Below are 26,659 nucleotides of genomic sequence, written 5' to 3' on the forward strand. Positions count from 1 at the left end.
AAAGGCATAGAAAAAGGGATGCGGAAAGGTGTAAAGAAAGGCGTGAAACAAGGGATGAAACAAGGGTTGGAACAAGGGATGGAACAAGGGATGGTTCAAGGAATCGTAAAAGGGAAAGTTTCCTTGCTGAAGGAGTTACTGCGGCAGAAATGGGAATTAACGGAAAGTGATGAGAAAGATTTGGACAGTTTAAATGAAGAAGAAGTGAATCAGGTCGTCCAAGTTTTAAATAGAATAAATACCCCGAAAGATCTTCATAATCAACTGAAAAAGCTTTCTGATTCAAAGCATCAAGCGGAGAATCATGCTCAGTTTTCATTTTCTCATGACTAACCGAAGGAGAGAAGCCAAGGGAAGAAAAACGAATGGATTATCTAAAGAACACCAGTGATGTAATCGTCAAGATGCGTATCAAATAGGATGAAATGAACATGAAGCAGATAAAAAAAGGCATAGAATAAAGGATAGCACAGGGTGAAAGGGAGAATTAACCCTGAAGGACAGACGGAATCAGAGATGAGCGTTAACGGAAACGGATGAAGCCTGTTTAGATAAATTAAAGGAGAAGGATGTCGATCAGATAATCTTAGTTTCATATAAGATGAATACGCTGGTCGATTTCCATGATCAGCTTAGAAAACTCACCCCGTCAAATATTAACGGTTAAGAATAAAATCTGTAATTCTTCAAACAGACTAAAATAAAATTGTCTTTTGGTTAACCGACAAATAAAGTGTCATGATCATAAAATTACGTTCAGGATTCAATCTATGAACCGATCAAATTTTGAAAAGAAGAAAGAGCAGAAACCAGTATAATGATCAATGTGGAAATCTTAATTTTAACGATAATCTCTGGTTAATTTAGACGGAGGTTCCATGAGAGGAGCAGACCATGAAGGGAATTTTATTGTTAAGCCATGGCGATATGGCGAAAGGCATGCTGCAGTCATCTTCAATTTTTTTCGGTGAGAATTTGCCGCAGGTGCAGGCTTTAGGCTATCAGATGACTGATGACAGCGAGGCGTTTGAGGAAATGATTGGTAAGGCGATCGCGGAACTGGACAGCGGCGACGGCGTGCTGGTGCTGACGGATCTGTTTGCGGGAACGCCGGCGCACAAGACGACGCGCTATTTAAAGCCGGGGCAGGTCGATGTGATCTGCGGTGTTAACCTGCCTTTGTTTTTAGAACTGCTGGGTTTGCGGGAAGCTGGTGATCTGGAGCTGAGCACGCTGATGCAGACTGGAAAAGATGGAATTCGGCTGTGGGAAGTCGCACAGCCGCAGAGCGACGACGATTTCTTTTAAAATCGGACGATTACGATAAGACTGAAGATTTATATTTTACAAAAACCCTGGCTGAGGCTGGGTTTTTTGTGGTTTTGGGCATTGGAAATCAGAAATCCAGATCAGGCTGAACAGGAAGATCAAAATTTCTCAGCTTCTTTCTTCACCTTGGGGTTGATGCCGTAAATCAGAAAGCTTGATTCAAGTCACAACTAAGATCTCAGAATGAAAAGTTCACAAAAAGCGTCCATTAATTATTACTTTTTGAAATTTTAGGTGAAAGCGCTTTAAGTATAATGATGATGTTGAAATCAACGGAAATCACCGCTGATGAAAAAAGAGGAGGAAAGGAAGAATGATTGTTCAACTTAGAATCGACGAACGTCTGATCCATGGACAGATTACCACTGCCTGGTCACGCTATCTCGATGTCAGCCGGATTGTCGTCGCGAGCGATAAGCTGGCTAAGGATCCGCTGACCACCCAGACGCTGCTGATGTCGGCGCCCGCAGGCAAAAAGGTCGCGGTGAAGACGATTCCCGACGCGATTAAGCTGCTGTCCGATCCGCGCGTGGACACGGTGCGCGTGCTGATCATTGTCGACAATCCGAAAGACGCGGTCGCTTTGGTCAAAGCGCTGCCGATCACGGAGGTCAACGTCGCCAACTACGTCAAGAAAAAATCCGCCAACAAGGTCAATCTGACACGGGGAGTCAATTCTGATCCGGAAGATCTGGTCTATTTCAAAGAACTGGCCCAGATCGGCGGTCATGTATTCTCACAGCTGATTCCATCCAACCCGGTTGAAAACTTCGCCGAGATCGTTTCCAAACTTTAAAGAAAAAGGGGGTTCCTCATGACCAACGCATTATTGATCGCGTTCGCCTATCTCTTATGGCAGGTTGCTGACAACTGGCTGGGATGGCAAACGTTTACCCGTCCGTTAGTTTTATGTACATTAACCGGTTTAATGTGCGGCGATATCACCACCGGCGTCATCATTGGCGCAGAACTGGAAGCTGTTTACATGGGCGTCTCCGCCATTGGCGGCGAAGCACCGTCCAACTATCAGGCCGCTTCCGTTCTGGCTGTCGGTTTCGTTGTTCTGTCCGGCGCGGATCAGGGCGTCGGCTTGGCGCTGGCCGTTACCGTCGGCACGCTGATCAACGCCGTGAAGCCGTTCACGCAGGCCATTGCCTTAGCGCTGCATCCGTGGTTTATGAAAATTGCGGAAACCGGCAATGTTAAGAAATTCCGCATCGCCATGTGGATGCAGGTCATCTTCGTTTCTCAGCTGCTGAACACGATCGTCGTCTTCTTGGTCGCGTTGGGCGGCGAAGCGGGTTTGCAGACGTTTATCTCGATCTGCCCGGCCTTTATCATCAATGGTCTCAACGCTTCCGCGAACATGCTGGTAGTCGTCGGCTTATGCTTGACGACGCAGGCGATCTGGAATGGAACAACAACCGTCATGTATGTCATTCTCGGTTTTGTCGCCGTCAAATATCTGGCGCTGGGCACGCTGCCGCTGGCGTTGATCGGCATCGTCATTGCCTTCGCGCATTTCCAGAACAGCTATAAATTAGCGCAGAGCCGCTCTGCCGCGGCGATTGGCACGAATGCTCAGGAAGGGGATGATTTCTATGAATAAGGCGCCGAAACTGACTCCGGAAGAACGAAAAATGTTGAATAAATCGTTCTACTTCTCCTTAGGCACCAACATGGCAAGCAGTAAGGTTTCCCAGCAGTCCAAGTGCTTCGCGATGGCGATGGCGCCGGGATTGGAAATGTTCTATGACGATCCGGAAGATCGCCGCAAGGCTTTCTACCGCCACGCCGGCGAATTCTTCAATACCCATCAGGTATTCTTGGGTTTGTTGGTCGGTATTTCGCTGGCAATGGAAAAGCAGCAGGCTGAACATCCGGAAGACGATATTACGGAAACCATTTCCACGCTGAAAGCGTCCCTGATGGGACCGACTGCCGGCATCGGCGACAGCTTCTTCTTCAACTGCTACCGCGTCATCATCGCCGGTCTGTGTATCGGATTATCCGCCAACGGCAGTCTGCTGGGCGTCATTCTGTTCGTCCTGTTGTACGGCTGCCTGCTGCTGGTCTACAAATATATCTTCTTAACGGCCGGCTACCGCTACGGCACCAGCCTGATCACGGAAGCCTTTGAACGCGGCATCGTTCCGTTAATTACGGAAGCAGCGGGCATCCTGGGTGCGATCATGGTCGGCGCGCTGATCGCGCAGAACGTTTCGATCAAAATTGCGCTGCAGCCGGTGATCGGCGGTGCGACGATCGACTTCCAGGGCATGCTGGACTCGATTATGCCGGGCCTGCTCTCCCTGTTATTGTGGGGCTGGAGCTTCTCCCAGGTCCAGAAGGGCTGGTCGCCGACGAAATTGATCTTCATGATCATGGGCGCCTGCATCGTGCTCGCTTTCTTCGGCATCCTCTAAAAAACCAAAGGCTGTCACGCAAATTCCAACCCGTGACAGCCTTTTTTAAAGCACATGGAAAATCCCGACGACATCCTTATAGGAGCGGTCATACAGAGTGTTGATAAACAGCTCGTTCTGATGGATGAACTGCTTCAGCAGGTAGGAAATGATCTGAACGTTCTCTTTGCTTCCATTGCCCTGTTGATAAAAGATGTAGACGCTCGCTTTCGCCCGTTCCCACAGCATCGGCTTCTTGTTGACGAACACCTCGAAGACCGGCTGCGCGATCCGCAGCGCCAGCGGCGTGATCAGGATGATATTCTTTTCCTTCTCATAGCTGATGAAGCTGCTGCGCATCTTTAAATCATGGATGAAATGTTCATAATCGCCTATTTCATTCTGATACAGCTTGTAGATTGCGTCATAGACCTGCATCTGCGAGGTGAAGCTGCATTTGTGGAAGTTCTTTTCACGGAACAAGGTCCGCGCTTTCGCGTTGAAGCGCTGAATCAGAAATGTGGAAAGAGAATTGAGATCCGACTGGATGTGATTCAGGTTGCAGTCGATCAAGGCTCCGGCGTAATTCTCCGGCAGGATGTGTCTGTTGACGTCTGTAAGCAGCGCGTCATAAGCGTCAAGCTCATGATTGAACAATTCCGTATATTCCAACACGTCAATGGATTGGATATAGCGCCCATACTGCATGCGTATTCGATCGGACAGATTTTCGCTGTAATACCGACCATGCCGGGAAACGACCGCAAATTTCATTTTGTTATAATAAGTGTTATTTTTAAATAGCGCGGAATTGAAGATGTAATAGGCATCCACTAAATCGACCTCCTGCAGATACACGCCGTGTTTCACCTTGTAAAACAAAGCGAACAGCGAGCTGATATCCGCGGATAACAGGCCGATTTTTGTCGAACCGGGAAGCTTCTCGGAATCGGAAGTGAAATCAAACTCTTTTTTCAAATTCAAGCCGTACAGATAACAGGCAAAATCCCGATAAAAAATCGTGTCGAATATGCCGTCGACTTCGTAATATTTGGCAATAAAATCGACAACCTCCTGGACTTCCTCCTGAATTGCGTGCCGGTCTGCGTCAGGAATCCAATCCGGCTGTCTTATCGTCATACAACAGGCGATCAGCGCGGCAAAAGATAAAATGTCAGTTTCGCTTACGCCTTCCTGAAAATAAACTGGAAGCTGAGCGTAGATTGCCTGGGCAGCTGGATAAACCGGCAGCGAATGCAGCCGCTGGATCTGGGAGGGGGTCAAGTGAAGATCTTTGCTGAAAGGGGAGCGGGTTCTGGCAAGCAGAAGATACTGCGCCAGTTTGATAAAGTGGATGTTTGGAATGGTGATCGCCTGTTGAGCGCTGAAATAACGCAGCACGCAATCGCGGACTGCCGTGGGATAGTCGGTATGATTGAGAAACAGCGCGTTGAAAATACTGGTGCGGACAAGCTGCGGATTTTCATGAACGAAGACCTTATGCATAAAAATCAGGCAGATTCGTTTCGACCATTCGGTACCTTCAATATATAACCCGTAATTGCGTTTGTTTTTCAAGTCGAGATGGAATTGATCGAGGATCAGCTGTGTCGAATCCAGCGTGCGCAGCACGGTGCTTTTGGAACAATATAAACTGTTCATCAGTGAGTCAATCGTCGTATAGGATGAAGCTGTTAACAGCTTCATCGCAATCGTATATGCGGTAGAAAATTCAGAGTAGTTCAAGTAGCGAAACTGGCGGAATTCTTTCAGGATCTGCGCTAAAAATGGCTGTGCCTGTTCCGGCTGGACCATCGTTAAACAATAACCGGAGGCAATCTTGGTGTCGATGAAGCAGCCATGTCCGCGGAGATAATCGTTGATCAAATCAATTTCCTTGCGGATCGTGTTGATCGAAACGTTGCATATTTTACTGAGTTCTTCGCTGCTGATGTAATCATGACAGGCCGCGATTTGCTGCAAAAGTGTTTTTCCAAGTTCGTTTAGCATCATTATTTCTCCTGAACTTCATTATAAAGGATTTTCAGGATTATTGCATGTGCATGGTGAGCAGACGGGTTATTATGGCCGTTTCGTGGTTTCGTTTGTTTCCGATTCTCCTGATCGTATTTCCAAGAACGCAGGGATCAGGAAGTGAATTTTTGAACAGCTGCAGGCTCTGCAAAATAAAAATGACGAGGCATATCGCAAATGGATTCATGTCCGGAGCGCGGCGCTTTTTCTCAAACTTCAATTTGATCCTGCTGCTGTAAAGTCTGACAAGGATGGATCTAAGCCATTTAGACAATGAAGCAAAATAGTCTTTTTACAAACAACGCCGTAAAATTTTACTGCGCCCATCGAAGAAACATTGCAGATCTTACTTCCTTTCACTCACCGCTGGCATCATTGCCGCAAAAGAAGAGGTGTTGTAAGATTTTATCTTCTGATTGTTATAACATTGTTTTCCCCGAGGCATGTTACTATAACACATTCCGGATGAGTTTGGCAGAGGAAAGTCAGGAAGAAAGCAGGGACTTAAAATAAAACAAAAATCATAGGTCCAAGTGAGGAAAATGATTTTCGAGGCTGTGCTTAAAGCGCTAAATAACGGATTGTGCAGGGAGATCAAGGAAGTTATAATAAGTTTAGATGAAGAATCTGGGCATGGGAGAAACAGCTGATGATTGATATCCGGGACAGAACCGCTTGTCCAACTTTGGAAGAAATTGGAGAGTACGTCAAGAATCCCCTATTTATTCAATTTTGCGAAGACATTAAAAACAGATATAAGGGCAAAGAAAAAATAGAATTTAGTTCCTGCAGTTGGAAATTCGGTTGGAATGTTAAGTGGAGAAAGGCGGGAAAGAATCTATGTACGATCTATCCTGAAAAAGGATATTTTTCCGTTTTAATCGTTATTGGACAAAAAGAGAAAGAAGCGGTTGAGGCTGTTCTGGAAGAATGTACCGCAGAATTAAGAGAGCTTTATTATCAGACGCAAATGGGGAATGGACAAAAATGGCTGATGATCGATTTAGAGGAGAAATCAAAAATGTATGCCGATATATTTCATTTGCTTGATATTCGCAAAGGCAGATGATTTCGGTTCAGTTGGACCAGCCCTGCATCTGGGAATTGAAATATAAATGGAAAAGAGGCAGATGAAAAGGCTGTCGAAAAGTATGGGGCAATTATATCGGCGGCACAGACGACAGTTTGACTTTGCTGGATTATCTCATTGGAAAGCAGAAAGATGAAATTTCATTAAGTGAAATCTTGGCGGATACAGGTCTGGATTAGCTGAATTGGAACTTCCAAATTACGGAATGGCCGCTTGAATTGAAAGACGAAGACGGTCTGGAACATGAATTTGATTTTTCGATCAGCCTTATAACCGATCTGGCCGCTCTTTTGTTGGAGTGTCAGGTTAATGGCAATGTGCCTTTAGGGCTAATTCAAAACAATGCGGATGACTGTACAATTCGAATTATTTCCACTTCCAAGGAAAAAGCTTGTATGAACAAAACACTGGCTGATTTGTCGAAGGACCCGCTGGCTCATGATCTCTATGAAATGGTTCCAGAGGAAGAAATGAAGGAAATAGCTCGCGACTGCGAAAATCTGCGTAAGGAATTATTTGGGTAAGCGGCCAGTCAGAATGAAAGGATGAAGAAAAGATCTGATTGAAGAACTTGCCGAGGTTTTGATGGATTTTAACGATGTTCTTCGATGTTATGGTATCTCTTCGGAAGAATTAAATCGGCTTATATCACAAAGTTTGAAAAAAATATGAAGCGTGGGTAAGCAAACCTCAGAAAAGAGAACCGGGCTCTCTAAAAGCAAGGTAACTGCTACACTACGGCATAGAAAGGAATGGAATTCGATGAAGACTGAAGAAGAATCCGGATGGGTTGAGAAAATTAACAAGATCTCAGGAAAAGAAGCTTTCATTCAATTTCTTGAAGACCTGTCTTTAGATTATCAACAACATCTTGAAGCATGGGAAAATACGACAATCCCTGACTATTTGCAACAAATGGCAAGCTGGATAGAAGACGATTCAGCCAGTCCCACCAAGAATATAGTCTGGGCGGAAGTGGATTTTCAGGTTTTGGCTAAAATTCTCTATATGGGAAAGCTCTATGAATAAAAGCTTTGCCCGGATTTCATCCTTCTCAATACGTTGGTTTCAAAAACATAATCAATTTGAAGCTGACGGACTGCAGCGAATCAATTCATTCGCTGTTTTTTATGGAAAAGAATGCGGCGAAGCGCTCAGTGTTCCGGAGGTCTTTTCTAGTTCAAAGCTCAGCTCATTGTTGAGTCGGAAAAGCAAAAGGAACGTTTTAAAATTGAGTTCAGTGGAAATCAGTTTCCGGATGTTTTAGCAGAAACCCAAACATGAACGCTTATCCGGATCCCATAAAAAAAGCGCCGCCGTTTATGGCTTTGCGCTTTACGAATTCAGTTCAGGCATGCTTTGCATTATAATCAAGACACCAGTTGATCGCATCCGCTGCGGATTCTACGATGTGCCCGGCGATGCGCTGCAGCTTGGGACTGCCGCTTTGCATCGCGAAGGTATGTCCCGCCCCGGCAAACATTTCCGCATCGTTCTGAGCGTCGCCGATCACCGCGATTTCCTCCGCTTTCAGCTTATATGCGGTCTTCAGATAGTCGATAAAGACACCTTTATGCGCCGCTCCGTTTCCAATTTCCAGAAGCTGTTTTCCGCTCTGAGTGACAAAGCATTGTCCCTGCAGCCGTTCACGCAGCCGCAGAAGGGCCGCAAGACAGACTTCCGGCGAAGGCAGCGTCAGCGACAGCTTGCCGGCGAGAATCCCGCGGTCATCGTTGAGGAACTCATCCAGTGTAAAATCCATGACCTGACCGATTCCAAGCTCAGCGCATTCCTTTCGGTAACGCTGCGCCGTTGGATGAAGAGGATCCGCAAAGATCCGTTCGGAATTCATGCCCTGAACCTGAATCATAGTCCATTGCGGAAACTCGCCGTCAAGGATGGCGACGATTTCGCGAAGCTGGCGGACCTGCAGCGGATCAGTGACGACGAACTGTCCCTGATCATAACAAACGGCGCCGTTAAATCCCGCGGCCCGGATGGCGCGAAACCCATATTTTTCTAACAAATGAATACCGTAGCCGATCATCCGTCCGCTGGCAACGCAAAACTCGATCCCCTGACGCTGAAGTGCTTTCAGCGCCGCTTCATTGGCCGGACATAAATCAAAGACCGTTTCTCCATGCCCTTCAAATAATGTGCCGTCAAGATCGCTGACAATCCATTTAATCATAATCGCTCCTTCTCCCCCCCCTGTTTTTTTTCTCTTTGCTTCTTATTTTACTCTGAAATCGGGCCTGAACGGAAGTTGAGATTTCCGCTTATCCGTCGCCGTTTCCGCTTCAGTATGCAGCTTATTCGTCTTCGTCGTCAAACTGCGGGAACTGATAATCATTCATGCAGACGACCGCTTCTCTGCCGACGTCGGCCAGCGCTTTGATCTCAGCCTCCGTTGCATTTTCATCCAGGCAGGTCAGCTGCAGCAACATGGGAAAATTCATTCCGGTAAACAGATAAGTGTTCGGCCGGGAAAGGTAGGGCAGAGCCAGCTGATTGACGCTGCCGCCCAGAATATCGGTGCACAGGATGACCTGATCGTCATCGTTAACACTTGCCCAGAACGATTCCAGTTCCGCTTTGGGATCACAATCGTCAACATAAGCACTGATCGCTGTGATCTGGTCGATATTGGCTGTGAAAATACTTAAGGTGTTCAGGAGGCCCTTCGCCATCCCGCCGTGACTTAAGAGTACAATTTTACGCATCATTCTTCCTTCTTTCTTTCATTTTTTCAGTTTTGTGAGCTGAAGCCCGCAAGGCCGCGCAGCCGCAGCTCGCCGATGCCGGTTTGGGGTCTGGATCCGATGAAGACCGATGATCGGAAATGAATGGAAATCATTTACCGGAAGCTGCTTCCCAGCGTCAGCACCGCGAAATGATATTCCAGAATTACATCCATCAGATGCTCATAATCCGGATTTTTAACCAGTTCGTCGATCACAAGCCGGTCGTGAAACACCGTTTCCAACAGATGCGGCACGTATTCATTTTCAAACCGTTCCGCATCCTTCGCGACCTGTCCGCGATCCCAATACACGATGATCTGCGCTTTATGCAGGCTGTGATTCCAAGGGATCGGCCGTTTCAGGACAAAGACGCCGATGATGACGTTGGCGGTGTGAGAATGCAGGCCGCTGAGAATGACGACGTTATCCCGTGGCTGTGACGCCATGATTTCCTCGCAGGTACGCAAGTCCTCTTCTAACGCCTGAGGGCTGTCCAACAGAACCGGCTTCAGCGATTCACTGATTCTTTTCAGACAGGCGTCCTCGCTGGCCGCCTCTACCCCGGTAAAGATCAACTCCGGCCGCAGATCACTGCGAATCTTGAAATTGCTGTGATGATTGCCGTTGACGAATAAGGAACGGATCTTGCGCTTGGTGCTTTCATCAAAGAACAGATCCAGCTGGAAAACCGTCAGCGACTTGGGAAGAAACGTTAATTCTTCAGGGTTGTACGAGGTAAATAACAATTCATACAGGCTTAAGTCAGCGTCTTTTAATTCATACAATTCCAAAACGTCGATCTGTTCCATGAACCGGCCGAAATTGCGCATCAATCGTTCCGCGATTCCGCGGCCGACGCTTTTGTCGATGTTGGATACGCAGCAGGCGCGGATCTTTTTAAACTTCCATGGGAAGCGGCCGAAGACCGGGTGGATTACCAGCGCCAGCCGCGTGATTTCCTCCGCGCTGATTTCGATTTCATACTTCTCATGCAGATACACCATCGCCTGCATCGCCATTTTCCGCGACATCAGCGAGCTTTCCACCTGCACCTCGCTGGCAAACTGTGTCGTGCGCAGATGATAGCGGGAACGGGTAAACAAACCGTCAAGGTGCAGCGCGATGTCGTCGACCAGCTTGATATCCTTGTTGATCGAGCTGAACTGATTGGTCTGCGCCAGATGCTGAACGAGATCGAATGCGATATCCTTGCTTTCCAGAAATCCGTCGCGAAACATTTCGTCCGGACTCAGCGCGATCCGGAAACCGACGAAACCGATTGCCAGTAAAATGATATCTTCGCGGATAAAGGTGCATTGAAGTAATTCGGCGCACTGGTTCAGCACCAGCTTGGCGACGTAATACGAATTCCGGTTCGTGAACCGGATAATGGTTGATTCAGGATAGTCCAGCAAATGACCGTTCTTGCTGCGGACGGCGGAGATCAGAATCAGCCGGCTCAGGGAAGCCAGACTGGAGACCGACAGGTTGTAGCTGATGAACGTTTCCTGCAGCGATCGGATGATCCGCTCAATCCGCTGCTGAATCTGTGGATCAAATCGGTAAAGCCGGCCATATTCTTCCGGTTGGGCCAGGTGCAGTGAGGTCGTGGAATAATTGCCGTATTCATAATTCAGGCACAGCCGGAGATCATGTTCCCGGCCGCTGATTTTCATTCCGTGGCGGCTTTTGGAAACGATCTTTAAATCGAACAGCTTCAGAATTTCACGAGCCCGGTTCAGAATCTGTTTGACACTGGTCAGGTTCATGAAAAGCAGATCTTCCAGCTCCTCAATGCGGGTGTAATCCTGCCGGCAGAGCAGCGTGCGGATAATGAAATGCGCGCGGTCAACCTGAATCGGATTGAGGATATGCTGCGAAGGGCGAACGGATGTGTTCTGCATAAACTGCTCGAAGCGTTCCCGATCTTCAATGATCAGCCAGTACCCGCTGCCCGTTTTGGAGGCGATCGCCGCGCCCTGATCGCTCAGCGCAAGATTCAGCTGGCTGAGGTTTTTACGGATTGTCTTGCTGGAAACGCCCAGACTGTTGGCAAGAAATTGGGAACTGACGGGTTCCTTAGTCCGGTTCAGCCGGTCGAGCAGCTGTATTTGAATCGGAAGCAGTTTTTCCTTCATCCGTTCACCTCCTGTTGTTCAATCAATCCAGTTCAAGGACTTCCAGCTGCGCATGCGCCGCGGCCCAGGTCTTTATGGCATCCAGGGCCGGGGGATCATAGACCAGAAAATCAACGTAACTATGCGCGTTGCCCAGCGCGGCGTTGATCAACATCCCGCTTTGTCCCTCGCTCAATATCCGGCTGACTTCTTTTTCCACCTGTTCCCGATGCGCGATCTTTTCCTTTTTCGCCAGCGCAGGCGCCTCGTTGACGACAACGCTGCAATAGCCTGCCTGACACGCCCGGACAAGGTTTGTTGATTCTTGTTTTTCAGTCGCTTCGCCTTCTTCGTTTAACAGCGGCAGGCAGAAGCTGATGCCTTCGATGATATCCTGCCGCAGCTGCAGCTTCTTTGTCCGGCGGGTGTAATTCTCAGCGATAAAGACGATATCGCGAGGATCAATCCAGCCACGTTTTTCCCATTCTTCATGCAGCACGGCTTCCAATTCGAGCAGCGACACCCGTTTTTTCCCCCGGCTTGTCAGCTTCCCGACCCCGTTCAGAAACTGAAGGGAGCCAAGATAAGCTTCGACCGCAATTTCCCCCAACGCGTCAGAAAGCATCATATATAATATCATGAAGCAGTCTTCCTCACGGAGGTCTTTAAATTTCGGATGTTTTTCAACTTTGAGGTTCAGCCGGTGACGCTTGTTGTCCAGCGTGGGGATAACCTGAATTTCATCTGGTCTCCAGGTCCGGCCGTTGTATGTGAAATTGCCTTTGAGCGCCGGGTGGCTGGCGTCGAAACACCAGCGGGATTTCAGACTGTCAGGCAGCCGGGAACAAAAATAATAGGCCAGAATTCTGCGCACGGGATCCAGCGTTGTTGTCAGTTCCAGATGAATTTCCCGGCTGTTCTGCGGTTGGAACAATCGGAATGCAAAGCCGGGCAGCACCCGTTCCATCATTTGCAGCAGCTCCGGGTTCACCTCTTCAAATCGCCCCTGGCCGATCAGGCGTTCAAAGCGGTCATGCTTCTGGACGAATTCGTCCATAAATTGTGCAACATTTTCTTTTAATCGAATCATCGGGTTCTCCTTTAAGAAAGGAAGCACGCAAGAGTCCTGCGTGCTTCCTGTTCATCCTGATTTTGCGGCTCAGGCAAGAATGCCGATCGCCGAAAGAACGATGGCGGCCACCAGCACGATGACGATCATCTTGCCGGACGTCATGCTCTTGCGGCCTAACCCCCAGTAGATCAGGGCGACGGTGACCACGTTGCCGAAATGCGGAATGATCGAATCCAACAGATCGTTGACTGGCTGGACGACTTCGCCATAGCTCATCGTAATGCCGAATTTGACGTTGACGGTCGAAGCGACCAGCGCGCCGACAACGGACAGGCCGAGTACAGACGCCGCTTCCGTGATGTGCTGCAGCTGCGCGCTGCGGGTGGTGACGAAGGTAACGCCTTGTTCATAGGCGACGAAGAACAATTTGTAGAAGGCAAACCAGATGACCAGCTGAATCACTTCGGCGATGACCCAGCCGACAATGCTGCCTTCCAACGCCATATACGCGGCAATCGCGCCCAGGATTGTCATAAACATGATCCAGATGATCGCATCGCCGATGCCGGCCAGCGGTCCCATCAGCGCGGTCCGCATTTCAACGGCCTGTTTGGTTGCGTCCGGATCCTTCGTGGATTCGATCGCGATGCATGCGCCGAGGATGATGTTGCCCATCCACGGATGTGTATTATAGAATTTGAAATGATCCTTGTACTTTTCCGCTAACAGATCGGCGTCGCCGTCATAGATCTTTTCCATCGCCGGATGGATGGAGTAGACCCAGCCGCCCGACTGCATCGTTTCATAGTTAAACGGCGACTGACGTGTGAAAATATAACGGTTTAAGCAGCGCCGGAGATCTTTTTTGGTTAATACATTACTCATCGTAGTTCCCTCCGTTTCCGGCCGCTGCGGCGGTATTGCCCTTTTCCAAGCCTTTATAGACCATGTAGGCGGCGACGAACGCGAACATTGAAATCGCGACCATCGACAGTCCCAGGTAGGAGGCGGCGGCGAAGCCGAAGATCATAAAGACGCCGTATTCGCGGATCGGCAGATATTTCATCAGGATCGCGAAGCCCACGGCCGGAAGCATCCCGGCGGCGGTATTCAGGCCCTTGGTCAGCCAGACTGGCATGTTCGCCAACAGGGTGGTAATAATCCCGGAGCCGACGGTCATAACCAGTAAGATCGGCAGCGTGTAGAGCGTAGCGCGGAAAATATTCCAGCCGTGCGCCCAGATACCCATTTTATCGAACTGGTGTTTTTCAACGCAGTCCATCTGTTTGTGAATGAAGAAGGAACCGCACATTTTCGCAAGGATATCAAACTGCGTGCCTAAGGTCGCAACCGGAATTCCGGTCGCCAGGCCCGCTTCGACCCCGCCGCCGGTCGCAATCGCGAAGACGGTACCGACGACAGTACCCATCGCGTAATCCGGAACGGAGGATCCGCCGTAACCGCCGACCCCCAGACCCATTAAGCATAACGTGCCGCCGACGGTCAGGCCGGTCGCAACGTCGCCCATGATCAAGCCGGTAACGAAGCCATGCAGAACCGCCACGCCGTAGCTGAAAAGCTGAACGCTCATTCCGATCACGGTGAATCCCCACATCCACGCGCAGACCAGAATGATTTGAATTGGAGTAAACATTTCTCTCATCCTTTCTTAATCCAGTTTATTGATTGAGTTGTAAATGAAACCGAGATAAATTGAAGCTAAGAGTCCAGAACTTCCTTGCAGACTTTTACCGGATCGTCGGTGCGGAATTGACAGGTGATCTGAATTCCGGCATCGCGCATTTCGCGAAGCATCGCTTTTTCTTCGGCGTTGACCCGCACGGTTTTGTCAAGGATCAATGTTTCCCCGGTATTCTGGGTGACGTTGCCGAGATTGACCCGGGCAAATTGGACGCCGGCCTTATATAAGGCGTAAACATCCTGAATTTCACGACCGACAATAAACACGCGCTGATCGGCGTAATTGCCGTTTTTAATGTTGCCCGCGGCTTTTTCCGGAGCTAAGACCGACAGGCTGACGCCGGCCGGCACGGACATTTTCAGCGTGCTGCGAATCACCTGATTGTTGGAAGCATCTTCATTCACAACCATGACCCGGGTGCAGTGATTCTCTGGAATCCACATGGTAGCGACGATACCGTGAACCATCCGGTCGTCGACACGGACGTCTACAATACCGCTGCTCTGTAGATATTCGTTCATAAATAATCTCCTTTCGTATCAATCAAATATGCATATTTATCTGATAGGTTAATTATAAACGCTTACATTTTCTAATTATAGGATATCAAGTTCCACTAGGATTTAGCCTTTTCCAAGCTTGTTTTTAAGCGTCTGATGCCAAATAATGGAAAACATTTCCATTCGGACAGAAAAGTTCCGCACCGTTGTGATCTTGGACTGATCAAGCGGCAAATTGCGGGAAAACGGATGGCGGAATGTGTCGTTTCCCTGAAAAGGGGGAAGCGGGATATCGTTCCTTTTTGTCGAAGTTGTCGGGAAAGTCAGTCCGCGCACTTTGTCATGGATGTTCAGAGACCATGAAAATCTGAGGGTGAGCGTATCGGGATATCCATGCGCTATCCGTTCATCGCAAGCCGCAAGAAGCTGCAAAGGCGGAAGACTGCGATTTTGCGGCAGAAACAAGCTCACGGCAGCACTGCGCGGTCGATTCGGTTTCATGGATAACAGGGTCAGAAGCACAAGGGGAAATCCCTCCAGCAGTGTTTCAAAAAGGATGACGGCGGCGATCAAACGGGCTAGTCTTTGGAAGAGACTTACAAAGAGACTCTTACAAAGAGACTTATAAAGAGACTTACAAAGAGACTTACAAAGACACTAAAAAGGCGCAGGAATGGAATCGGGATCAACGAAAACGGCAAGATCCAGAACAAAAAAGTTCCGGAAGGACACCGGGATGGGATCCTTTCAGAACTTGATTGTCAGGAAGCGTCAGGGAAAAAGAAATCAGAACAGATTCTGGATCAGTCTGGCGACGTATTCCTCGGCCTGTCCGCGCAGAAGTCGGGTGGAGATGCCGTCGTGACCACCGTTAAACTCGCTCGCTTCAACGACATAGGTGCTGCAGCCATTGGCGTAACCCCAGACTAAGCAGAGTTTGGCGTTGGAGCTGCGCTTGATCTGACGGCCGAAGGCGCTGGCCAGCTCACAGGGAACGATCACCAGCTCCAGATCACCTAACCGCAGGATTGTACTGTTGAGGCAGACGTGCACATGATCCTGAGCCAACTTGCGCCGGGTACCGGAAATTTCCGAAAGCAGCCATTTGCGGGCGTCGAATTCCGTGGCGAAAGAAAGCTGCCGCTCAAGCTTTGCCAGCGCCTCCGTCAGCGCTTCTTTATCAGTATCATAGTCGACTTCAAAGCCGACTTCATGGTATCGGACCGGCGTCAGGCACAGGGAGGCGCCGTCATGGAAACCAGCGATATGCGCCGCAATCCCGGAGGTCACGCGCTTCAGTTCGTTAAAATCATTGCCATGCCGGTACAGCCGGTTGGACAGATCGCCCGCATTGCCGTTGCTCATGAGCGGAACGACGCCCAGATACGGCGCTAATTCCCGCCGGACATTCCCCAGCATATCGGCGCTTAATCGGGTTTCCAGCGGATTCATGATGGTGGAGTGGCACGACATGTTGACGAAGGCCGCGACGGTCTTGCCGTTTTCATCGCGGAATTCCAGAACGGTGATGACTTCGTCGCCCGGTTTATCCAACCCGTTGCGGTTGCCATAGAATCCTTTAACTTCACCCTGACGCACGACGACATCGCTAAAGGGCACGAAGTGTTTCGCGGCGTCCAGCACCGCTTCAATCGTTTTATCCAGCACTTCGTCTTCATATTGAGCTTCCGCTTCGGTTTTGGTTCCCGTCATTGCGGAAAGTCCGAAATAAGGCCCAGTGTGGGTATGGGTGACGCTGAAGATGGTCAGGGCCGGATCAATACCCAATAATTCATGGACGGTCGCCTGAACACGGCGGGCAAAGTCAAAGCCGACGCCGATCACATCGGCATTGATGAAGCAACATTTTGTATCTTCAAGATTGAGAAGCAGGACATGAACTTCCAATTCATCGTGGACGCCGGTGGAACTTTCCGTCCGCATTGCGTGGCCGGCGATTGGTACAGAGCCGGCAGGGGTGATGGCGCGGGAACTTTTTGCGACTTCTAACATGATTTTTTTTCCTCCTTGAACTAACGGAGATCTCCGTTGGTTTTTCTGATTGGAACTCTGATGATGACTTCGCCGGTCAATCGTAACTCTGCCGATCAGGGGCAATTATTTTTTATAACCGGGATTTTATGAATCAATTCTTATCGGGAGCGTCAGCGAAGGGCTTCTCAACAGAGCTGAAGGATTGCGGAACATTTCTGTTTTGTAAGAAATAATGGTATGAAGCCGCCGCGATCAGCGCAGGGCCGCGATTTCATTGAGAATTTCAGCGACGATTTCCTCAGTTGTGCCTTCCGGGATGGATCCCGCAGCGCTTTCAAATGATCGCCCATATTCGGCGCGGTCGACCAGATAACCGACGGAATAATTGGAATATCCCCAGACGATCGGACACACCGCGGCCATCGCCTGTTTCATTTCCAAACCGAAGCGGGAAAACAGCTCGGCCGGGATCGTCAGGATAAATAAATCATTCATTTTATATAACGTGTATTCCAAGTCGAAATCCGTTTCCTCTTCCCCCGTCTGATGGCAAAGAACCGCCAGACTGGAGGTGTAGACTTTCTTTTCATCGAAGGTCTTCGCTTCGGCAATTCTTTTTTCCACCTCCGCGATCAAGGCTTTCTGCTTCTGCGGATCTTTTCTGAACGTGCGTTGGAATCGTCCAGTTCGCATCGTTACCGGCGCGAGGTTCAGCGGCGTTCGCTCCGGATGGGCGTCCCATTGCGCCATGATCGCCTCGCTGATTCGCTGCAATTCATGAAAATCGTTACCCTGACGGTATAACCGGTTGGACATATCGCCGGCCGCGCCCTGCATCACTAAAGGATACACGCCCCAGCGCTGCTGCAGAGAACGCGCCAGACTGCCGGCCAGATCGCCGCTGACAAAACAATTCTGCGGTCCTAACACCGTCGGATGGCAGGTGAAGCTGAGAATGCCGCCGACAATCCGCTCGCCAGATCGGAATTCAATCGTCGTCAGGTTTTTATCCGCCGGCTTGTCCTTACCGTTGCGGTTGCCGTAACACCCTTCAATCTGGAGGGTGGACGCATAAGCCTGAACTTCCTCAAAGCCCTTTTCAAAGCATTGGGCAACTGCTTTGAGAATCTGAGACTGGACGAATTCCATATATCCGGGAATCCCGGCTTTTTCCGTTCCGAAAAACGGGGAGACCGAATCATATTCCGGTCCGGAATGGGTGTGGGTGAAGCTGATCGTGATCGCTTCTTTCGCCACGGAATACTGATGGGAAAGCTCGGCGCGAAGGTGATCACTGGCGGTTTTGCTGAAGCCGGCCAGATCGACGGTGACCCAGATCAGGGTCGTTTCTTCGATCTTTAAGACGAGGGCGGTAGCCCAGAGATCGTCCGCGACGCCGGTGGCTTTTTCTGTCCGGATCGCATGGCCGAGAAGATAACATGGGAAAAACGGACCTTCCGGCGTGATGCGGGTGCGGCTGCTGCTGATCTGCATTTCTTTTCCTCCTTTAACCAGGCAAAACAGCGGCGCTGCAGCTTCTGTTTTAATCCTGTTTGTTATCCAAATTATAAGCATTTTAAAAATCGGATGAAATACACTTTAATTCCAGAAGCTTACGGACCTGAAGCGATGGTCTTGTTCTGAAATGGGAAGGAGTATCGGATGAAAACGCCAGATTTCGGCGGACTTTCTAACGAATGGATGAGTTCTGAAAAGAACATCGTTGAGATCAATTCAGGAAAATGCCGTACTCCCCTCCGATTCCTTTCAGGGGATGCTGAAAATTTCTAATTTCATGGTCATGATGAATTACTTATTGAAATTTTAGTCGAACAGATCCTTGTTAAAATAAGCCTGTTTATGGGAGGTGTTTCATTTGTGACACAAGTGATAAAAAAAGGCCAAGTCGGAATGAACCTGACGGAAGGTTCCATTCTGCGCTGCCTGTTGATTTTTGCGATTCCGATCGTGCTGACCAATCTGGTCCAGCAGCTGTATTCGATGGTCGATCTGGCGGTCATCGGTCAGTATGTCGGCACGCTGGGAACGATCGGTGTCAATACCGGCGGCGAGATCGCCGATCTGGTTGCGCCGGTTGCGATGGGTTTTTCCACGGCGGGGCAGATTTACATTTCCCAGCTGTTCGGGGCTGGGGAAGAGGGGAAGATCAAGAAAACCGTCGGTACGTTGCTGAGCTTTATGATTTTCATTTCAATCGTGCTGGCAATCGTAGCGATTTTCTTTCATACACCGATACTGAATCTGATCAACTGTCCGAAGGAAGCGATGGATCAGGCGAGCGCCTACATGGTGATCACGGCGATCGGCTTCCCATTCATCTTCGGTTATTACGCTGTTTGTGGAATCTTGCGGGGGATGGGTGAATCCAAGCGTCCGCTGATTTTCATTATCGTAGCGGCGGCGATCAACATCATTCTGGATCTTGTACTGGTCGCAGGCTTCCACATGGAAGCGGCCGGGACGGCCATCGCGACCGTGCTAGCCCAGATCGGATCGTTCGGCGCGGCGTTGATTTTTATGCTCAGAAACCGTGAAAAGTTTGATTTTGAAGTCCGACTGTCCTATTTTAAACTGGATGGCGAAGTCATGAAAATTATTATTAAGCTCGGTATTCCGCAGGTGGTGCGCAGTCTGTTAGTCAGGTTCTCCATGTTGTGGGTCAATTCAACGGCCAATTCCTACGGCGTCGTCGTTTCCAGCACTAACTCCATTGGCAACAAGCTGCAGAAGTTCCTGGAAGTCTTCGTTCAGGGCGTCGATACCGCATCCGCTTCAATGGTGGGGCAGAATCTGGGGGCGCATCAGGTGGAAAGGGCTGGCAAAACGACGATCTATACGCTGGGCTGCACGTTAGTCTGCGCGACGGTGACCAGTCTGTTATGCCTGTTCTGTCCAAAGGTGATCTTCGGTCTGTTTACTAAGGATCCGCTGGTGCTGGATCTGGGCGTGACCTTCTTACGCATCTTCATCCTGCATTTCTTTGTTTCCGCGGTGATCGGGGCGTTTCAGGCCATGGTTACCGGCTGCGGTTTCGTCGAGCTGGGATTTGCGATCGGTATCCTTGACGGCGTTGTCTGCAAGATCGGTCTCAGCCTGATCTTCGTCAATCTCTTCCAGATGGGCTATCAGGGCTTGTGGTGGGGCGTTGCCTGTTCACGGATAATTCCATGCCTGATTTGCATCGGCTATTACTGCAGCGGGAAGTGGAAAACCCGGAAACTGCTGACATCCGGTTCCTGAAGGGAACGATCAAGCGGTCAACTCGGGATCGGCGAATGAACCTCCCTTTCTAAACCGATCCCGGTTCCGACTGACTTGACAGGCAAAGGAATCGAAGAAGAATTCAAGAAGAAAAAAGGAAAATCAGAGAAAAATATGGAAGGCGTGGTCTGTAACAAAACAGCCCGCTTTTTTTCGATGGCTTTCCATTGCCGGCGAAGGGGGCGTGATGGCAGCGGTTTCAATCTAAAGTTTTCCTGTTCGCAAGTGTCAGATCCTACAAGAAAAAAGGAAGGAAACGGCGTACAATAAAGCCAGAAGAAAAAAGGGGGAAGTCCATGCCATCGACACAGGAACAGCGGCATGTCTATTATGACCGCGATTTGGAAATCGAAGCGTACAATCTGGGCGGGATTGTTCAGAAGTTTCCCAATCATTTTCATGAATTTTATGTCCTTGGTTTTATCGAAGGGGGAAAACGGCATTTGTGGTGCCGGGGCGAGGAATATGACGTGAGCGCCGGGGATCTGATTCTGTTCAATCCGCGGGATAACCATTACTGCGCGCCGATCAACGGCGAGATTCTGGATTACCGGGCAGTGAACATCAATCCGGACGTTATGCGCAAAGCCGTCAGGGAAATTACCGGACACGATCAGCTGCCGCGGTTTACGCGAAATGTCGTGCCGCAAAGTGAAATCGCCGCACTGATCGGGGATTTGTACGACGCAATCTTAAGCCGTGCACCGAAACTGAAAAAAGCCGAAGCTTTTTACTTTCTGATCGAACAGGTGCTGCAGGAGTGTGCGGTGGATTATGATCAAAGTCCAATTCCGCAGCCCAATCCGCTGATTCAGGCGTTATGCCAATATATCGAGGAACACTTTGCGGAGAATATCACACTGGAAGAACTGGCCGCTCGGGCCGGGTTTGGCAAGTCGTATCTGCTGCGCTGTTTTACCCAGCAGATCGGCGTGTCTCCGTACCGCTATTTGCAGACCATCCGGATTGATCGGGCAAAGAAACTGTTGGAACAAGGCGCAGCGCCGGTGGAGGCGGCAGGAATGACGGGATTTGCGGACCAGAGTCACTTCACTAATTATTTTAAAGAGTTTATCGGTCTGACACCGAAGCAGTATCAGCGGATTTTTACCCGGCCGCAGGAAAGCGCAAAAACGGATGAGGAATAACAAATCGCTGCGGTCAGGTCAGGCTGCGGCGCTGGTGACAATTTTAATCTGGGGCACGACGTTTATTTCCACTAAGGTCCTGCTGAACACGCTCTCCCCGGTGGAAATTCTGTTTTTACGGTTTGGCATTGGCTATCTGGCTTTGTGGCTGGCCGCTCCGCGGAGGCTGCGGTTGACAGAGGGGCGGCAGGAAGGCTTATTCGCATTGGCTGGACTGTGCGGCGTTACCTTGTATTATGGCTTTGAAAATCTGGCGCTGAGCGCAACCCGGGCATCGAACGTCGGCGTGATCATTTCCATCGCGCCCTTCTTCACCGTCCTGTTCAGCACTGCTTTCTTAAAAGAGAAACGGCCGGGCCTTCGGTTTTTTCTGGGCTTTGTGATCGCGATGGCGGGCATCATGTTGATCAGCTTCCATCAGGATGCGGTTGAACTTCATCCTTTAGGCGCTGGGCTGGCGGTGATCGCCGCGATGATCTGGGCGGTCTATTGCTTGTTAAGCCGGCGAATTTCCGAGCTGGGCTATAACGTGCTGTTAGCGACGCGAAGAACCTTTTTTTATGGCTTACTCTTCATGCTTCCGTTAGTTTACACACAATTCCCAATCCGGATCCAGACGATTCTCAGCCCGGAGGTCCTGTTCAATTTAGTCTTTTTAGGGCTGGGCGCTTCCGCGCTGTGCTTTGTCACCTGGAATCTGGCAGTCGGGATTTTGGGCTCGGTGAAGACCAGCGTTACCATTTATATCGTCCCGGTGATCACCGCGGTGGCTTCGGCTCTGGTTCTTCATGAACCGCTGACGGCGAAGGTGATCCTGGGGCTGGCTTTAACGCTGGGCGGCCTGGTGCTGTCGCAGAATACCAATCAGGAAAAGGAGAAAGAAGAAAACTATGGAACACTCGAATGAAAAATGCGTGATGGTGATCAATGCAGAATTGCCCTTGGGCTTAATCGCAAACACTGCCGGAATTTTAGGCGTCACCTTAGGCAAGCTGGCGCCGCAGATCGTCGGCGAAGATGTTGTCGATCAAAGCGGAAATTCCCATCGGGGCGTCGTCGCAATCCCGATTCCGATTCTCAGCGTATCCAGGGAGAAGCTGAAAATGATTCGTGAACAGCTGTATCAGCCGGAGTTCTCCGACCTGATCGTCGTCGATTTCTCCGACGTCGCCCAGAGCTGCAAGAACTATCCGGAATACATTGAAAAGGCCGCGGCGGTAACCGAAGAAGAGATCACATACTTTGGCATCGGAATTTACGGTTCGAAAAAACGCGTCAACAAGCTGACGGGCGATCTGCCGCTGCTGCGCTGAGCCGCGTTTTGTCACAATCAGAAATGGGGCTGCTGGCAAGGAACGGGGAAATAACCGGGCCTTGCCTTTTTCTATCCGTTTTTTCGCAAGGACCAAAGAAGCTCCGGCTGAAATCATGAATAATCCAGGAAATCACAAGACATTTTAATGCTTTTGCGTCCGCTTCGTGGTATATTATTGATGTGAAAACAGGAGGAAATATCATGAACAGAAAACCTTTAGTTCTTGTTGTCATGGACGGCGTCGGATTAACCGATAAGGACAACGGCAATGCGGTCAAGCATGCCTACACTCCAAACCTGGACGCCTTGATGGCAACCTGCCCAAATACGAAAATCAAAGCGCACGGGACCGCGGTCGGTCTGCCGAGCGACGCCGATATGGGAAACTCTGAAGTCGGTCATAACGCGTTAGGCTGCGGCCAGATTTACAGCCAGGGCGCGAAGCTGGTCAACGAGTCGATTGAAACCGGCGCGATCTATACTTCGGATACCTGGAAAGAACTGATCGCCAACGCCAAGGGTCACACGCTGCATTTCTTAGGTCTGTTGTCGGACGGCAACGTCCATTCGCATATTGATCATCTGAAGGCGATGATCCGCGAAGCGAAGAAGGAAGGCGTGGAACGGGTCCGCCTGCACGTCCTGCTGGACGGCCGCGATGTTCCGGAAACCTCGGCGTTAATCTATGTTGAAGAAATTGAAAACCTGTTGGCGGAGCTGAGCGACGGCACCTTCGATGCGAAGATTGCCAGCGGCGGCGGACGCATGGTCATTACGATGGACCGTTACGAAGCCAACTGGAATATGGTCGAAAAGGGCTGGCATATCCATGTCCTGGGCGAAGGCCGTCAGTTTGCTTCGACCAAGGAAGCGATTGAAACCTATCGCGATGAGCTGCATTGTTCCGATCAGGATCTGCCGGGCTTTGTCATCGCAGAAAATGGCCAGCCGGTCGGTACAATCGAAGATGGCGACAGCGTGATCCTGTTCAACTTCCGCGGCGACCGTGCGATTGAAATCTCCAAAGCGTTTGAAATGGCGAACTTCGACGCGTTTGACCGCGTGCGCTTCCCGAAGGTGGTTTACGCAGGCATGCTTCAGTATGACGGCGATCTGCACATCCCGGAAAAATTCCTGGTTACCCCGCCGCACATCACCAACACGTTATCTGAATATCTGGTAAAGAAAGGCATTCGTTCCTACGCGATCTCGGAAACGCAGAAATTCGGTCACGTCACGTATTTCTGGAATGGCAACCGTTCTGAGAAATTCGATGAAAAGCTGGAAACCTGGGTTGAAATCCCTTCCGACGTCGTTCCATTTGAGCAGCGGCCTTGGATGAAGGGCGCGGAAATCAGTGACGAATTGATCAAAGCGATTGAATCCGGCGACTATGACTTCTACCGCGTTAATTATCCGAACGGCGACATGGTAGGGCATACGGGCAACTATGAAGCGACGATCATCGGTATGGAAACCGTCGATCTGTGCCTGAAGCGGCTGATGGATGCCTGCGATAAAGCCGGGGCGATCATGATCGTTACCGCCGACCACGGCAATGCCGACGAGATGGAAGAAAAGAAGAAGAATCCGGAAGACAAGGCGAAACCGAAGACTTCGCATACGCTCAATCCGGTTCCGTTCATCATCCGCGGGGCGGACGTCGAATTGAAAGACGGCGAGTTCGGCTTAAGCAACGTTGCGGCAACGGCAGTCGAGCTGATGGGTCTGGAAGTTCCGGAAGGCTGGAACGAAAGCATGCTGGCAAAGAAATAAAAAAGTGTTCCGCAAAATAAACAATCCCTCTGAGTTGTGGTATCATAAACTCAGAGGTTTTCTTTTTATTGAAGATGCCGGGGCCATGCCTGAGGATTTAGAACGTCTTTGGCTTCATTTCACAAGAAAACCATTCTCATTCTCTGCGGCGACCATCAAAAAGGAGGACAACTATGCGAAAAGGATTATCATTCATCTTGGCCTGCGGGCTGCTGCTATGCGCCGGCTGTACGCCGGCTGCGGAAAAACGAACATTCAGCGAAGACGGGAAGAGCGCCGTCGCTTATCAGGAAACATTGTTGGAAACTCAGAACCAACAGACCGAACAAATCGCCGCGCAGGCGGTGGGCGGAACTCTGGACAATCCTGTTGTTCTCGTCAATCCCTATGGATTAAGTCCGCTGAGCGCGTTGATTCAATTCGATACCGAAACCGCGGAACCGGTCACGGTCATTGTCAAAGGCAAACAGGCGCAGGCGGATCTGAGCTGGACTTATGAACCATCAACCGCGCATTGCCTGCCGATCATCGGTTTGTATCCGCAGCAGAAAACGACGGTTCAGCTGATCGTCGATGATCAGGTGAAGGAGCTGGAGATTGAAGGTCAGGCGCTGCCGGAGGATGCTTTCAGGGCGGAGGTGACGGTTGCCGATCAGAACCCGCAGCCGAATCAGCTGATCTTTACAACCCCTTCCAGCACCGGTTATGCCACCGGGTATGACAGTCAGGGCGAGATCCGCTGGATTTTAAATGTGATGATGTTATGGGATCTGAATTTACTGGAAGACGGCCGGATTACGCTGAGCACCAACCGCCTGCTGGACAGTCCATATTACACGACAGGATTTCTGACGATGGATTTGCTGGGGCATATCGACGCGGAATACAGTGTGCCGGGCGGGTATCATCATGATCTGGATCAGCTGCCTGACGGTAATTTCCTGATCGCTTCCGATGACTTCAGCGGATCGACCGTGGAGGATGTGATCGTTGAGATTGATCGGCAAACTGGGGCCGTAGTGAAATCCTTTGATTTGAAAACAATTCTGCCGCAGGATCAGGGAAAGAGCTTGAACTGGACGGCAAAGGACTGGTTCCACAATAACAGCGTCGATTATAACCCGGCGCAGAATACGCTGACGGTGTCCGGCAGGCATCAGGACGCTGTGGCTGTGATCGACTACGACACTCAGAAATTGATCGCGATCATCGGCTCGCCAGAGGGATGGTCGGAAGAAATGCAGGATTATTTTCTGACGCCGGAAGGCGGGGACTTTGAATGGCAGTGGGCGCAGCATGCCGCGACCTGGCTGGACGATCAGCACATTATGATGTTTGACAACGGGATGTACCGGTCGAAGACCGAAGAGAACGCGGTCAAAGCGGAGGATAATTATTCCCGGCTGGTCGTTTATGCGGTGGATCTGGAAGGCAAGACGATCCGGCAGGTCAGGGAATATGGCAAGGAGCGGGGATATGCTTATTATTCCCCCTATATCAGCGACGTTGATTTCCTGGGAAATGACCGGTGGCTGGTGACTTCGGGCGGAATTTCCTGGCTGGATGGCAAGATCAACAATATGCCGGGATCATTGACAGCTTTCGATCAGATGGAGGCGTATGTAACCGTGATCGACGGAGATCAGGAACAGTTTGAGATGAAAATCCCGGCGAATATCTACCGGGCTGAGATGATCGACGTTTCCAAGACGACGATGACACCGCTGGAATCCGGAAGATTATTAGGAAGTCTGGGTGTCACGGCATATCAAACGGAAGATGATCTGGATGCCAGACTGAAATTCAGCGAAGCTCGGCCGATTGATGAGAAACTGGCGGAAAAGCTGACGCTGACACATGAACAAGACCGCCTGATGGTGACGGCGACGTTAAATAAACATGATAATCTTGATCTCATTTTAGCGAATGAGGAAGGGCTGAGGATTTATCCGGTACAGACGGACACCCAGCCGGGAATGTGCGTGGCGGTTTTCAACCAGCCGAAATCGCCGGATGTCTCAACGTTAATTCAGACGATCAGCGCGGAAGGGCTGGATGGGACGTGGCATGTGTACTACCGGCTCAATAATCAGCTGATCGACGCGCGGCAGGTCTATCGGAATTGATTAAGGGAGAAATCGAAAAACAGA

The 26,659-nt window shown here is 50.0% G+C and carries 23 protein-coding genes and 2 pseudogenes; 14 read left to right on the forward strand and 11 right to left on the reverse strand.

Annotated features, from left to right (window positions below):
- The 5 genes and pseudogenes from AC5OW4_RS05635 to AC5OW4_RS05655 form a co-directional block, all read left to right on the forward strand.
- Positions 1-333: pseudogene (locus AC5OW4_RS05635) on the forward strand (hypothetical protein); the annotation flags it as partial.
- Positions 334-894: 561 nt separating this feature from the next.
- Positions 895-1,308 (forward strand): PTS sugar transporter subunit IIA, encoded by a 414-nt coding sequence (locus tag AC5OW4_RS05640; protein ID WP_308560282.1) that lies wholly within the window; start codon positions 895-897, stop codon positions 1,306-1,308.
- 334 nt (positions 1,309-1,642) lie between these two features.
- The gene (locus AC5OW4_RS05645; protein WP_117895558.1) at positions 1,643-2,125 is read left to right on the forward strand and encodes a PTS sugar transporter subunit IIB; all 483 of its coding nucleotides are present in this window, start codon (positions 1,643-1,645) and stop codon (positions 2,123-2,125) included.
- An 18-nt stretch (positions 2,126-2,143) separates the two neighbouring features.
- Complete coding sequence (locus AC5OW4_RS05650; protein ID WP_072685236.1) at positions 2,144-2,938, forward strand: PTS mannose/fructose/sorbose/N-acetylgalactosamine transporter subunit IIC; 795 nt, start codon at positions 2,144-2,146, stop codon at positions 2,936-2,938.
- A complete protein-coding gene (locus AC5OW4_RS05655) occupies positions 2,931-3,755 on the forward strand; it encodes a PTS system mannose/fructose/sorbose family transporter subunit IID (protein WP_308560283.1) in 825 nt (274 codons plus the stop codon). The genes AC5OW4_RS05650 and AC5OW4_RS05655 overlap by 8 nt, the downstream gene beginning before the upstream one ends.
- A 45-nt stretch (positions 3,756-3,800) precedes the next feature.
- Here AC5OW4_RS05655 and AC5OW4_RS05660 read toward each other — a convergent pair whose 3' ends face one another.
- Complete coding sequence (locus tag AC5OW4_RS05660; protein WP_308560284.1) at positions 3,801-5,744, reverse strand: BglG family transcription antiterminator; 1,944 nt, start codon at positions 5,742-5,744, stop codon at positions 3,801-3,803.
- 673 nt (positions 5,745-6,417) lie between these two features.
- Between AC5OW4_RS05660 and AC5OW4_RS05665 the strand changes: the two genes are divergently transcribed.
- From AC5OW4_RS05665 to AC5OW4_RS05675, 3 genes and pseudogenes are all read left to right on the forward strand, one after another.
- Positions 6,418-6,837 (forward strand): DUF3788 domain-containing protein, encoded by a 420-nt coding sequence (locus AC5OW4_RS05665; RefSeq protein ID WP_072685240.1) that lies wholly within the window; start codon positions 6,418-6,420, stop codon positions 6,835-6,837.
- An 86-nt stretch (positions 6,838-6,923) separates the two neighbouring features.
- Positions 6,924-7,382, forward strand: a pseudogene (locus AC5OW4_RS05670) (imm68 putative immunity domain-containing protein); the annotation flags it as partial.
- A 238-nt stretch (positions 7,383-7,620) separates the two neighbouring features.
- The gene (locus tag AC5OW4_RS05675) at positions 7,621-7,887 is read left to right on the forward strand and encodes a DUF7660 family protein (RefSeq protein WP_083538611.1); all 267 of its coding nucleotides are present in this window, start codon (positions 7,621-7,623) and stop codon (positions 7,885-7,887) included.
- 319 nt (positions 7,888-8,206) lie between these two features.
- Here AC5OW4_RS05675 and AC5OW4_RS05680 read toward each other — a convergent pair whose 3' ends face one another.
- The 10 genes from AC5OW4_RS05680 to AC5OW4_RS05725 form a co-directional block, all read right to left on the reverse strand.
- Entirely contained in the window at positions 8,207-9,049 is an 843-nt protein-coding gene (locus AC5OW4_RS05680) for an HAD hydrolase family protein (protein WP_072685241.1), read from the reverse strand.
- Between the two features lie 121 nt (positions 9,050-9,170).
- Positions 9,171-9,581, reverse strand: a complete 411-nt coding sequence (locus tag AC5OW4_RS05685) for a PTS sugar transporter subunit IIA (RefSeq protein ID WP_195548309.1) — start codon at positions 9,579-9,581, stop codon at positions 9,171-9,173.
- Between the two features lie 134 nt (positions 9,582-9,715).
- On the reverse strand, positions 9,716-11,740 hold the full coding sequence (locus AC5OW4_RS05690; protein WP_493676751.1) for a BglG family transcription antiterminator: 2,025 nt from the start codon (positions 11,738-11,740) through the stop codon (positions 9,716-9,718).
- A 22-nt stretch (positions 11,741-11,762) separates the two neighbouring features.
- Positions 11,763-12,809, reverse strand: coding sequence for a hypothetical protein (locus AC5OW4_RS05695; RefSeq protein WP_295769097.1), 1,047 nt, complete (start codon positions 12,807-12,809; stop codon positions 11,763-11,765).
- 69 nt (positions 12,810-12,878) lie between these two features.
- Positions 12,879-13,676: a PTS system mannose/fructose/sorbose family transporter subunit IID gene (locus AC5OW4_RS05700; protein WP_072685245.1), complete on the reverse strand. Its 798-nt coding sequence runs from the start codon at positions 13,674-13,676 to the stop codon at positions 12,879-12,881.
- Positions 13,669-14,445: a PTS mannose/fructose/sorbose/N-acetylgalactosamine transporter subunit IIC gene (locus AC5OW4_RS05705; RefSeq protein WP_072685246.1), complete on the reverse strand. Its 777-nt coding sequence runs from the start codon at positions 14,443-14,445 to the stop codon at positions 13,669-13,671. Before AC5OW4_RS05705 ends, AC5OW4_RS05700 begins: the two co-directional genes overlap by 8 nt.
- Positions 14,446-14,510: 65 nt before the next feature.
- Positions 14,511-15,014 carry a PTS sugar transporter subunit IIB gene (locus tag AC5OW4_RS05710; RefSeq protein WP_072685247.1) on the reverse strand — a complete coding sequence of 168 codons (504 nt, stop codon included), beginning with the start codon at positions 15,012-15,014 and terminating at the stop codon, positions 14,511-14,513.
- Between the two features lie 102 nt (positions 15,015-15,116).
- A complete protein-coding gene (locus AC5OW4_RS05715; protein WP_072685248.1) occupies positions 15,117-15,566 on the reverse strand; it encodes a hypothetical protein in 450 nt (149 codons plus the stop codon).
- 213 nt (positions 15,567-15,779) lie between these two features.
- Entirely contained in the window at positions 15,780-17,006 is a 1,227-nt protein-coding gene (locus AC5OW4_RS05720) for a hypothetical protein (protein WP_072685249.1), read from the reverse strand.
- Between the two features lie 234 nt (positions 17,007-17,240).
- On the reverse strand, positions 17,241-18,482 hold the full coding sequence (locus tag AC5OW4_RS05725; RefSeq protein ID WP_493676752.1) for a hypothetical protein: 1,242 nt from the start codon (positions 18,480-18,482) through the stop codon (positions 17,241-17,243).
- Between the two features lie 384 nt (positions 18,483-18,866).
- Here AC5OW4_RS05725 and AC5OW4_RS05730 point away from each other — a divergent pair, with 384 nt between their 5' ends.
- The 6 genes from AC5OW4_RS05730 to AC5OW4_RS05755 all read left to right on the forward strand — a co-directional run bounded on the left by AC5OW4_RS05730 (position 18,867) and on the right by AC5OW4_RS05755 (position 26,635).
- Positions 18,867-20,249, forward strand: coding sequence for an MATE family efflux transporter (locus AC5OW4_RS05730; protein ID WP_493676753.1), 1,383 nt, complete (start codon positions 18,867-18,869; stop codon positions 20,247-20,249).
- 317 nt (positions 20,250-20,566) lie between these two features.
- Positions 20,567-21,418, forward strand: a complete 852-nt coding sequence (locus AC5OW4_RS05735; RefSeq protein WP_308560288.1) for an AraC family ligand binding domain-containing protein — start codon at positions 20,567-20,569, stop codon at positions 21,416-21,418.
- Positions 21,408-22,325, forward strand: a complete 918-nt coding sequence (locus tag AC5OW4_RS05740) for a DMT family transporter (protein WP_493676754.1) — start codon at positions 21,408-21,410, stop codon at positions 22,323-22,325. The genes AC5OW4_RS05735 and AC5OW4_RS05740 overlap by 11 nt, the downstream gene beginning before the upstream one ends.
- Positions 22,309-22,731, forward strand: coding sequence for a DUF2000 domain-containing protein (locus AC5OW4_RS05745; RefSeq protein ID WP_072685254.1), 423 nt, complete (start codon positions 22,309-22,311; stop codon positions 22,729-22,731). Before AC5OW4_RS05740 ends, AC5OW4_RS05745 begins: the two co-directional genes overlap by 17 nt.
- A 203-nt stretch (positions 22,732-22,934) precedes the next feature.
- Positions 22,935-24,509 (forward strand): 2,3-bisphosphoglycerate-independent phosphoglycerate mutase, encoded by a 1,575-nt coding sequence (gene gpmI, locus AC5OW4_RS05750; RefSeq protein ID WP_072685255.1) that lies wholly within the window; start codon positions 22,935-22,937, stop codon positions 24,507-24,509.
- Between the two features lie 173 nt (positions 24,510-24,682).
- Positions 24,683-26,635: an aryl-sulfate sulfotransferase gene (locus AC5OW4_RS05755; protein WP_072685256.1), complete on the forward strand. Its 1,953-nt coding sequence runs from the start codon at positions 24,683-24,685 to the stop codon at positions 26,633-26,635.
- The last annotated feature ends 24 nt before the right edge of the window (positions 26,636-26,659 follow it).

The organism is Holdemania sp., assembly GCF_986127675.1.

What these genes read in the sequence shown, in the direction of transcription:
- AC5OW4_RS05640 (WP_308560282.1), top strand. Translation starts at nt 895, where the DNA reads ATGAAGGGAATTTTATTGTTAAGCCATGGCGATATGGCGAAAGGCATG.
- AC5OW4_RS05645 (WP_117895558.1), top strand. Translation starts at nt 1,643, where the DNA reads ATGATTGTTCAACTTAGAATCGACGAACGTCTGATCCATGGACAGATT.
- AC5OW4_RS05650 (WP_072685236.1), top strand. Translation starts at nt 2,144, where the DNA reads ATGACCAACGCATTATTGATCGCGTTCGCCTATCTCTTATGGCAGGTT.
- AC5OW4_RS05655 (WP_308560283.1), top strand. Translation starts at nt 2,931, where the DNA reads ATGAATAAGGCGCCGAAACTGACTCCGGAAGAACGAAAAATGTTGAAT.
- AC5OW4_RS05660 (WP_308560284.1), bottom strand. Translation starts at nt 5,744, where the DNA reads ATGCTAAACGAACTTGGAAAAACACTTTTGCAGCAAATCGCGGCCTGT.
- AC5OW4_RS05665 (WP_072685240.1), top strand. Translation starts at nt 6,418, where the DNA reads ATGATTGATATCCGGGACAGAACCGCTTGTCCAACTTTGGAAGAAATT.
- AC5OW4_RS05675 (WP_083538611.1), top strand. Translation starts at nt 7,621, where the DNA reads ATGAAGACTGAAGAAGAATCCGGATGGGTTGAGAAAATTAACAAGATC.
- AC5OW4_RS05680 (WP_072685241.1), bottom strand. Translation starts at nt 9,049, where the DNA reads ATGATTAAATGGATTGTCAGCGATCTTGACGGCACATTATTTGAAGGG.
- AC5OW4_RS05685 (WP_195548309.1), bottom strand. Translation starts at nt 9,581, where the DNA reads ATGCGTAAAATTGTACTCTTAAGTCACGGCGGGATGGCGAAGGGCCTC.
- AC5OW4_RS05690 (WP_493676751.1), bottom strand. Translation starts at nt 11,740, where the DNA reads ATGAAGGAAAAACTGCTTCCGATTCAAATACAGCTGCTCGACCGGCTG.
- AC5OW4_RS05695 (WP_295769097.1), bottom strand. Translation starts at nt 12,809, where the DNA reads ATGATTCGATTAAAAGAAAATGTTGCACAATTTATGGACGAATTCGTC.
- AC5OW4_RS05700 (WP_072685245.1), bottom strand. Translation starts at nt 13,676, where the DNA reads ATGAGTAATGTATTAACCAAAAAAGATCTCCGGCGCTGCTTAAACCGT.
- AC5OW4_RS05705 (WP_072685246.1), bottom strand. Translation starts at nt 14,445, where the DNA reads ATGTTTACTCCAATTCAAATCATTCTGGTCTGCGCGTGGATGTGGGGA.
- AC5OW4_RS05710 (WP_072685247.1), bottom strand. Translation starts at nt 15,014, where the DNA reads ATGAACGAATATCTACAGAGCAGCGGTATTGTAGACGTCCGTGTCGAC.
- AC5OW4_RS05720 (WP_072685249.1), bottom strand. Translation starts at nt 17,006, where the DNA reads ATGTTAGAAGTCGCAAAAAGTTCCCGCGCCATCACCCCTGCCGGCTCT.
- AC5OW4_RS05725 (WP_493676752.1), bottom strand. Translation starts at nt 18,482, where the DNA reads ATGCAGATCAGCAGCAGCCGCACCCGCATCACGCCGGAAGGTCCGTTT.
- AC5OW4_RS05735 (WP_308560288.1), top strand. Translation starts at nt 20,567, where the DNA reads ATGCCATCGACACAGGAACAGCGGCATGTCTATTATGACCGCGATTTG.
- AC5OW4_RS05740 (WP_493676754.1), top strand. Translation starts at nt 21,408, where the DNA reads ATGAGGAATAACAAATCGCTGCGGTCAGGTCAGGCTGCGGCGCTGGTG.
- AC5OW4_RS05745 (WP_072685254.1), top strand. Translation starts at nt 22,309, where the DNA reads ATGGAACACTCGAATGAAAAATGCGTGATGGTGATCAATGCAGAATTG.
- gpmI (WP_072685255.1), top strand. Translation starts at nt 22,935, where the DNA reads ATGAACAGAAAACCTTTAGTTCTTGTTGTCATGGACGGCGTCGGATTA.
- AC5OW4_RS05755 (WP_072685256.1), top strand. Translation starts at nt 24,683, where the DNA reads ATGCGAAAAGGATTATCATTCATCTTGGCCTGCGGGCTGCTGCTATGC.